Source organism: Denitrobaculum tricleocarpae, from assembly GCF_007004665.1.
Taxonomy (GTDB): domain Bacteria; phylum Pseudomonadota; class Alphaproteobacteria; order Kiloniellales; family Kiloniellaceae; genus Denitrobaculum; species Denitrobaculum tricleocarpae.
Genome location: NZ_ML660085.1, coordinates 1 through 1017 on the forward strand (window position 1 = coordinate 1; position 1017 = coordinate 1017).

Annotated in this window: 1 protein-coding gene; it reads right to left on the reverse strand. The window is 58.7% G+C overall.

The window, feature by feature from the left end; all coding sequences use genetic code 11:
• Window positions 1–660 (reverse strand): helix-turn-helix domain-containing protein (locus FKG95_RS29470; RefSeq protein ID WP_142900049.1); only part of this gene is annotated, 660 nt, incomplete at its 3' end.
• Window positions 661–1017: the final 357 nt, after the last annotated feature.

Here is a 1017-nt window from a genome sequence, read left to right on the forward strand (position 1 = left end):
GCCGTTTGGGCTGGCGAAGGGGACGCCGTTGTCGGAGCGGATGGCCTGTGGCAGACCATACTGCTTGAACAGGCGGACAAAGCTCTCGATGACGCTCTGCTGACGAATGCTGTCGAAGGCCTCGACGGCAAAGAGATAACGCGCGGCCTGGTCGGTGATGGTGAGGGGGTAACAGTGTCGGCCATTGCCGAGCCTGAATTCCCCCTTGAAGTCGGTGCACCAGAGGGCATTGGGCAGCAGAGGGCTGGAAAGAGGCGTTCCCTTGGCCTTTTGCCGCCGCCTTTGCCTTGCGCGCTTGACCAGGCCGTGCCGGTCGAGCACGGCATGAACCGTGCTTTTTGCGGGAATACGGACCTCTCCGGCCAGCCGCCTGACCAGCAGTTCGCGGATCTTGCGCGCACCCCAGTGCGGTTTCTCCCGCTTGCTCTCGACAATCAGCCGCTCGATCTGTGCGGGCAACTGATTGGCATAGCGGACCGGCCGGCGGGAACGATCCGCCAGAGCCTCCACACCTTCCTGCCGATAGCGGTTCAGGATCTTGTAACCGGTCTTACGAGAAATCCCGAACTCACGGCAGACATGAGACATGCCCTCGCCCTCGAGAAGGCGGGCAACAAAACGAAGACGTTCTTCCATGACCGAACTTTCTTTCCACGGCATCAACACCTCCGGCATGCAAATACATGCCAAAAGTGTTACCCATGTCTCCGGTACAAAACGTCACCTATCTCTAAGGTCGGTCATTTTTTTCCAATAAAACAATGAGATAGCCGTTCCTGAGGGCGAAGTCTTAAGGTTCGGGCTCTTTCCCAACAGGCACGTCGTTTCAGTTGCAAAGCGGTTGGCTCGTCGCCGCCGATTTCGATCGCCGCTGAATGACGCTTTGCCACCGTCAGGCCTGGTAACTGACCGGTCTAGGGTCGGGACTCAATTGATCCACCAAGTGATGGAAGCGGCGAGGCATATGGCCGCGAGGAAGGTGTCGGCACGCTTGTCGTAGCGGGTCGCTATCCTCCT